Origin of the sequence: Hansschlegelia beijingensis, from assembly GCF_045505405.1 — a bacterium.
Lineage (GTDB): Bacteria > Pseudomonadota > Alphaproteobacteria > Rhizobiales > Methylopilaceae > Methylopila > Methylopila beijingensis_A.
The window spans coordinates 1-5621 of the sequence record NZ_JBJKEX010000197.1; the positions used below are offsets into that span (position 1 = coordinate 1).

Below are 5621 nucleotides of genomic sequence, written 5' to 3' on the forward strand. Positions count from 1 at the left end.
GGGGCTCGCGAGCTCGATCGCGCCGAGGCCGAGCGAGAGCCAGCCGAGCGCGACGGAGAGGCGCTCGGCCTGGGGGCGGGTCGGGACGAGAACGGCTGGCAGCTGCATGGGGCGTAATCCTGCTTGGGGGCTCCGCCTTGGTTTGGCGCGCCGGATGGCGCCGTCCAGCCCTCGCGGCGCGCGCCGGCCGCCCTATACCTCCGGCTCCCGGCATGCCCCGGAGCCTTCATGTCAGCGCATGGATCGTCGACCGTCATCTACGCCGCGCTGGCCGGCAACCTCGCGATCGCCGTCACCAAGTTTGCGGCCGCGTTCTGGACCGGGTCGAGCGCCATGCTGTCGGAGGGCGTCCATTCGCTCGTCGACACCGCCAATCAGGGCCTGTTGCTGCTGGGGCTGAAGCGGGCCGCCCGTCCGGCCAGCGTCCGGCATCCCTTCGGCCATGGCATCGAGATCTATTTCTGGGCCTTCGTGGTGGCGATGCTGATCTTCGCGCTCGGCGGCGCGGTCTCGATCTACGAGGGGATCCACAAGCTCGCCGATCCGCACCCGATGGAGGACGCCTGGGTGGCGTTCGCCACGCTCATCATCAGCATGGTGATCGAGGCGCTGTCGTTCCGGGTCGCCTATCGCGAGCTGCGCTCCGCCTATCCGGACATCTCGCCCTGGCAGGCGATCCGCCGGAGCAAGGACCCGAGCGTGTTCGCGGTGCTGTGCGAGGACGCGGCCGCGCTTGCGGGCCTCGCGATCGCGCTGGTTTGCGTGGGCGCGGCCTACGCGTTCGACGCTCCGGCCTTCGACGCGGCCGGCTCGATCGCCATCGGCCTCGTGCTGGTGCTGGTCGCGATCTTCCTGTCGCGGGAGACGCTGAGCCTGATCACCGGCGAGGCGGCCTCTCCGCAGACCCGCGAGGAGGTGCGCCGCATTCTTCTGGCGGATCCGCGGGTGGCCGCGGCGCCGGAGCTGCTGACGATGCATCTCGGCCCCCGCGAGATCCTGCTCGCCGCGTCGATCGACATCCGGGACGATCTCGACGGAGCGGCGGTCGAGCAGACGGCGCGCGACCTCGCCGCCAGGATCGAGGCCGCGCATCCGGAGATCACGCGGGTATTCCTGAGGCCGATCCCGCTTCGCGACGCGGCGCTCGCCCCGGAGGCCGGGGCGGCGTGATCACTGGACGCTCTGCGGCGCGACGCTTCGCAGGTTCTCGGCGGTCTGGTTGTTGAGCGACTGCAGCAGGGCCCGGATGAAGGGCCGCGCTTCGAGAGCGACGTCCAGGATGCCGCCGGTGTTCACCGTGGTGCGCGATTTCGGGACCGACAGGGCGGTCTCCCAGCCCCGGGTGTCGACCAGCGGGTAGATCGTGTAGCCGAGCATCGGGACGCCTTCCTCCATGGTCTGCGCGAGCTCCAGCAGCAGTTGCGCGTGCCAGCGGGCGCCATAGGCGTAGAACGGCGTTCCGGTCTCGCCGATCATCATCGGCAGGCCGTAGTGGTTGTAGTAGTCGATGATCAGCGGATAGAGCCCGCGGCGCGCGCCGTCCTGCATCTGCGCCGCGTAGAGCTGCGGCTCCGGGTTGAGCCAGGCGCCCTGCGGGTCGACGTCCTCGTTGTGCGCGTAATAGTCGGCCGCGAACACGGTGTCGGTCTTCATCGTGACGCCGAAGTCCCGGGCGAGCGCGAGATGCAGGTCGCGCAGCTCCGTCAGAAGCTCCAGCAGGCGGGTCCGGCGGGCCTCGCGCTCCGGCAGGCTGTGGGTCGACAGCACATAGGCGCCGACGAGCCAGTCGAGCGAAGTCTTCTGCGCCGTCGGCGTTCGGCGAACGCGGCGGTCGAGCGCCGCGAGCGGGGTGTTCGCGAGCGTCTCGAGGTCGGCGTTCAGCAGCCAGTTCTGGCCGAGAATGAGATCGCTCGGGATGAACCGCACGAAGCGGTTGAAGTCCGGCCGCCCCGGTTTGTAGACGGCGGCCTCGGTGTGCATGAACAGCATGCGCTGGCCGGAGCTCTGAAGCTGGCTCTGGATCGCGCTGCGCGCCTTGACGGCGGCCCGCGCCAAAGCGAAGGCGCGTTCGATGTAGTACTGGCCGTGCCGCGGGTCTCCCCAGCCGGGGAAGCCGCCGTTCCACATCTCGCTGTTGAAGCCGACCGTGGTCTCCGGCTCGTTGATCAGCGTGACCGCCTTGATGCTCGCGCCGTAGCGCTCGAACGCCGCCGCCGCGAACCGGGCGAAATAGTCCGGCCATTCGGGATTGAGATAATAGCTTTTGGAAGGGATGGTCCGCCCTGCGGCGTCCGTCACCCGGAAGCGGTCCTCGATGCCGAAATGGTGGATGTCGAGGCTGAGGTTGAGGCCGGCCTTCGCGAGATCGGAGACGAACGCGTCGTGCTCCGCCCAGCTCGCCGGCTCATCGAGATCGATCTCATGGTTCGAGAGCCCGATCCTGATGTTCACGAGCCCGAGGCTCTGCACTTCCGAGATCAGCTTGGCGCGCCGGTCAGGGTCGAACAGGCCCTGATCCCTGAGCGAATTCCAGCGATAGCTCTCGTCCCGGGTGAGAGGGTTGGCGGTCTCGATCCCGCTCCACAGCAGGCTGTTCGGAGCGTTGCCGCCGATCATCGTCGAATAGAGCGAGATGGTGGCGTCGGCGCGCGCCTGCTCGCTCGGCGTCAGCACGCGACGGATCCGAGTGGGCAGCTCGAGCGGGACAGGCGCGCTGAAGTTCTCTGCGTCGTCGCCGACCGAGACCGTGTGGATCTCGAGCTGCTTCTGCGAGGCCCAGTCGGCCAGCCAGGATTGCTGCGCCATCGAGGGCGCCACGCAGAGGCCGGCCAGAAGCCACCCCGCGGCGACGCGTGAAAAGATCGTCCGTGCCCGCGCCAATAGTCCCCCTTCGCGCTTGCGATATGATTCGTCGCAGACGCGAAGACTTACCGTGTCGGCCCCTCGCGGGAAGGCCGAAGCTGCGAGAGTCACGCTCTTGTGCGGTAGCGGGCGACCCTGCGCGCCGCCTGAAACGCGCGATTTCCACGGCGGCGCCTGGACCCAGCGTGTCGCGCTCCGCAATTCCGCCCGGCTTGTGGGGTGTGCTCGCGAGGTTCATGTTGCGCGCCACGCTGCTTCGCGCAGCGCTGCCCCGGAGGACCGGATCTACGTGACCTTGCTTAAGCGGCGCGTCGCGCCTTTCGCCGTGGTGGCCGCGCTTCTGGCCGCTGGTCCCGCCGTCTCCTCGCCGGCCTCCGAGGTCGAGCTCGCGGCGTCCCGCAGCTCTCTCGCCGGCAACTATCTCGCCGGCCGCATCGCGGGCTCGGAACGCGACGCCGCTTCGGCCGCGGCCTATTTCAGGGCCGCGCTGCGCGCCGACCCGCGAAATCCGGAGCTCCTTGAGCGCACCTTCCTGCTGACGCTTGTCGAGGGCGACGTGGACGGCGCGATGCGGCTGGCCGAGCGGCTGGTCGCCAAGGATCCAAGCAACCGGATGGCGCGGCTCGCGCTGGCGGTGAGGGGGATCAAGACCCACAACTACGCCGCCGCGCGGCGCCAGCTGACGCAGAGCGCCAAGGGGCCGCTCGCCGAGCTGACCGATCATCTGCTGACGGCCTGGGCGTGGCTCGGCTCCGACCAGACCGGCAAGGCGCTCGCCAGCATCGACAAGCTGCAGGGCGCGGACTTCTTCGGCACCTTCCGCGACTATCACGCCGCGCTCGTCGCTGACCTAGGCGGACGGCGCGAGGAAGCGAAGAAGCGCTTCGACGCGGCGCTGTCCGGAGACGGCAGCGCGCTGCGCATCGTGCAGGCGGCCGCCCTGTTCCGGGCCCGCAACGGCGACAAGGACGGCGCGCTCAAGCTGCTCGCGGATTTCGAGAAGGTCGCGCCGCGCCACCCGTTGATCCGGGAGGCGCGCACCGCGGTCCAGACCGGCGGCGATCTGCGGCGCCCGATCGCCGACGTCAGCGACGGCGTGGCCGAGGTGCTCTACGGCATCGGAGGCGCGCTCGCGCGACAGGGCGGCGAGGATCTCTCGCTCGTCTACCTTCAGCTCGCCCTCTACGCCGAGCCCAACCACGCGATGGCGCTCGTCACGCTGGCCGACCTCTACGACCAACTGAACCAGTACCAGCAGGCGATCGACGTCTATGCGCGTGTCCCGGCCTCGTCGCCGCTCAAGCGCAACGCCGAAATCCAGAGCGCGATGGATCTCGACCGGCTCGACAAGACGGAAGAGGCAAAGAGCAAGCTCGCCAAGCTGATCGCCGCCGACCCCACCGACCAGGAGGCGATCATCGCGCTCGGCAACATCGAGCGCGGGCGCGAGCAGTTCGCGGAGGCGGCGGAGACCTATTCCCGAGCCGTCGCGCTGATCGAGGCGCCGCTCGCCGGCGCGGGCGAAGCGCCCGGCAAGGCCGCGGAGCCGACCACCTATGTCGTGAAGGGCGGCGAGACGCTGCCTGACATCGCCAAGGAGGTCTATGGCGATCGGAACCGCTGGCGCGAGCTCGCGGATTTCAACCGGACGCCCGAAGCCGAACACGCGAATGGCGGGACGCTCGCGAAGTCGAACGAGTTGAAGCCGGGCCAGAAGCTGCTGCTGCCGCCGCGGCAGGCGAGCAACCCGTCGGAGGATCAGAAGGCCGACGCGGCGGCGAAGCCGAGCGCGGCCAACTGGTCGCTCTACTACGTCCGCGGCATCGCCTATGAGCGTTCGAAGCAGTGGCCGAAGGCCGAGGCCGACCTCAAGAAGGCGCTGGAGCTCTCCCCCGACCAGCCGCTGGTGATGAACTATCTCGGCTATTCATGGATCGACCAGGGCATCAACCTCGAAGAGGGTATGAAGCTCATCAAGCGGGCGGTCGAGCTGAAGCCGGACGACGGCTACATCGTCGACAGCCTGGGCTGGGCCTATTACCGGCTCGGCAAGTTGGATGACGCCGTGCGCGAGCTCGAGCGGGCTGTGGAGCTGCGTCCGCAGGATCCGGTGATGAACGATCATCTTGGCGACGCCTACTGGCGCGTCGGCCGCAAGCTCGAGGCGCGCTTCCAGTGGAGCCACGCCAAGGACCTCAAGCCGGAGCCGGCCGAGGTGCCGAAGATCGAGGCCAAGCTGAAGGACGGGCTGCCGGACGAGAAGAAGACCGACGCCTCCGCCGACGCTTCGGACAAGAAGAACGGCGGCTGATCGCGCCGCCGCCGCGCTTACGCGGCGGCTGCGGCGGTGATACAGGCAGGCGCGATGCTGCTTCGCGCCCGCGCCCCCGCCAAGGTCAATCTGACGCTCCACGTTCTCGGACGGCGGCTGGACGGCTTCCATGAACTCGACAGCCTCGTCGCTTTCGCGGGCTGCGCGGCCGACGCGCTGACGCTGGAGCCGGATTGCCCGCTGTCGCTCGCGGTCGAGGGGCCGTTCTCTGACGCGGCGGGCCCGCCCGACGACAATCTCGTGCTGAAGGCCGCGCGCGAGGCGGCCACGCGGATCGAGGGGCTGCGGCTCGGCCGGTTCACGCTGGTCAAGCGGGTGCCGGTGGCGGCCGGGATCGGCGTGAGGAGGAATTCGATGAAGTTCGCGCTCAAGCGCGCCATCAAGGACGCCAAGGAGTGCGAGAGGCAGCCAAAGCTGTTCAAGCGGG

The 5621-nt window shown here is 69.1% G+C and carries 3 protein-coding genes and 1 pseudogene; 3 read left to right on the forward strand and 1 reads right to left on the reverse strand.

Annotation, left to right across the window (positions count from 1 at the left end):
• The first annotated feature begins 228 nt into the window (after nt 1-228).
• On the forward strand, nt 229-1170 hold the full coding sequence (locus ACIKT0_RS12115; protein WP_407105580.1) for a cation diffusion facilitator family transporter: 942 nt from the start codon (nt 229-231) through the stop codon (nt 1168-1170).
• On the opposite strand, the gene ACIKT0_RS12120 is transcribed toward ACIKT0_RS12115, so the two are convergent.
• The gene (locus ACIKT0_RS12120; protein ID WP_407105581.1) at nt 1171-2805 is read right to left on the reverse strand and encodes a hypothetical protein; all 1635 of its coding nucleotides are present in this window, start codon (nt 2803-2805) and stop codon (nt 1171-1173) included.
• Nucleotides 2806-3151: 346 nt separating this feature from the next.
• Between ACIKT0_RS12120 and ACIKT0_RS12125 the strand changes: the two genes are divergently transcribed.
• Complete coding sequence (locus tag ACIKT0_RS12125) at nt 3152-5173, forward strand: tetratricopeptide repeat protein (RefSeq protein WP_407105582.1); 2022 nt, start codon at nt 3152-3154, stop codon at nt 5171-5173.
• A gap of 54 nt (nt 5174-5227) precedes the next feature.
• Nucleotides 5228-5621 (forward strand): annotated as a pseudogene (locus ACIKT0_RS12130) (4-(cytidine 5'-diphospho)-2-C-methyl-D-erythritol kinase); the annotation flags it as partial.

What these genes read in the sequence shown, in the direction of transcription:
- ACIKT0_RS12115 (WP_407105580.1), top strand. Translation starts at nt 229, where the DNA reads ATGTCAGCGCATGGATCGTCGACCGTCATCTACGCCGCGCTGGCCGGC.
- ACIKT0_RS12120 (WP_407105581.1), bottom strand. Translation starts at nt 2,805, where the DNA reads ATGGCGCAGCAATCCTGGCTGGCCGACTGGGCCTCGCAGAAGCAGCTC.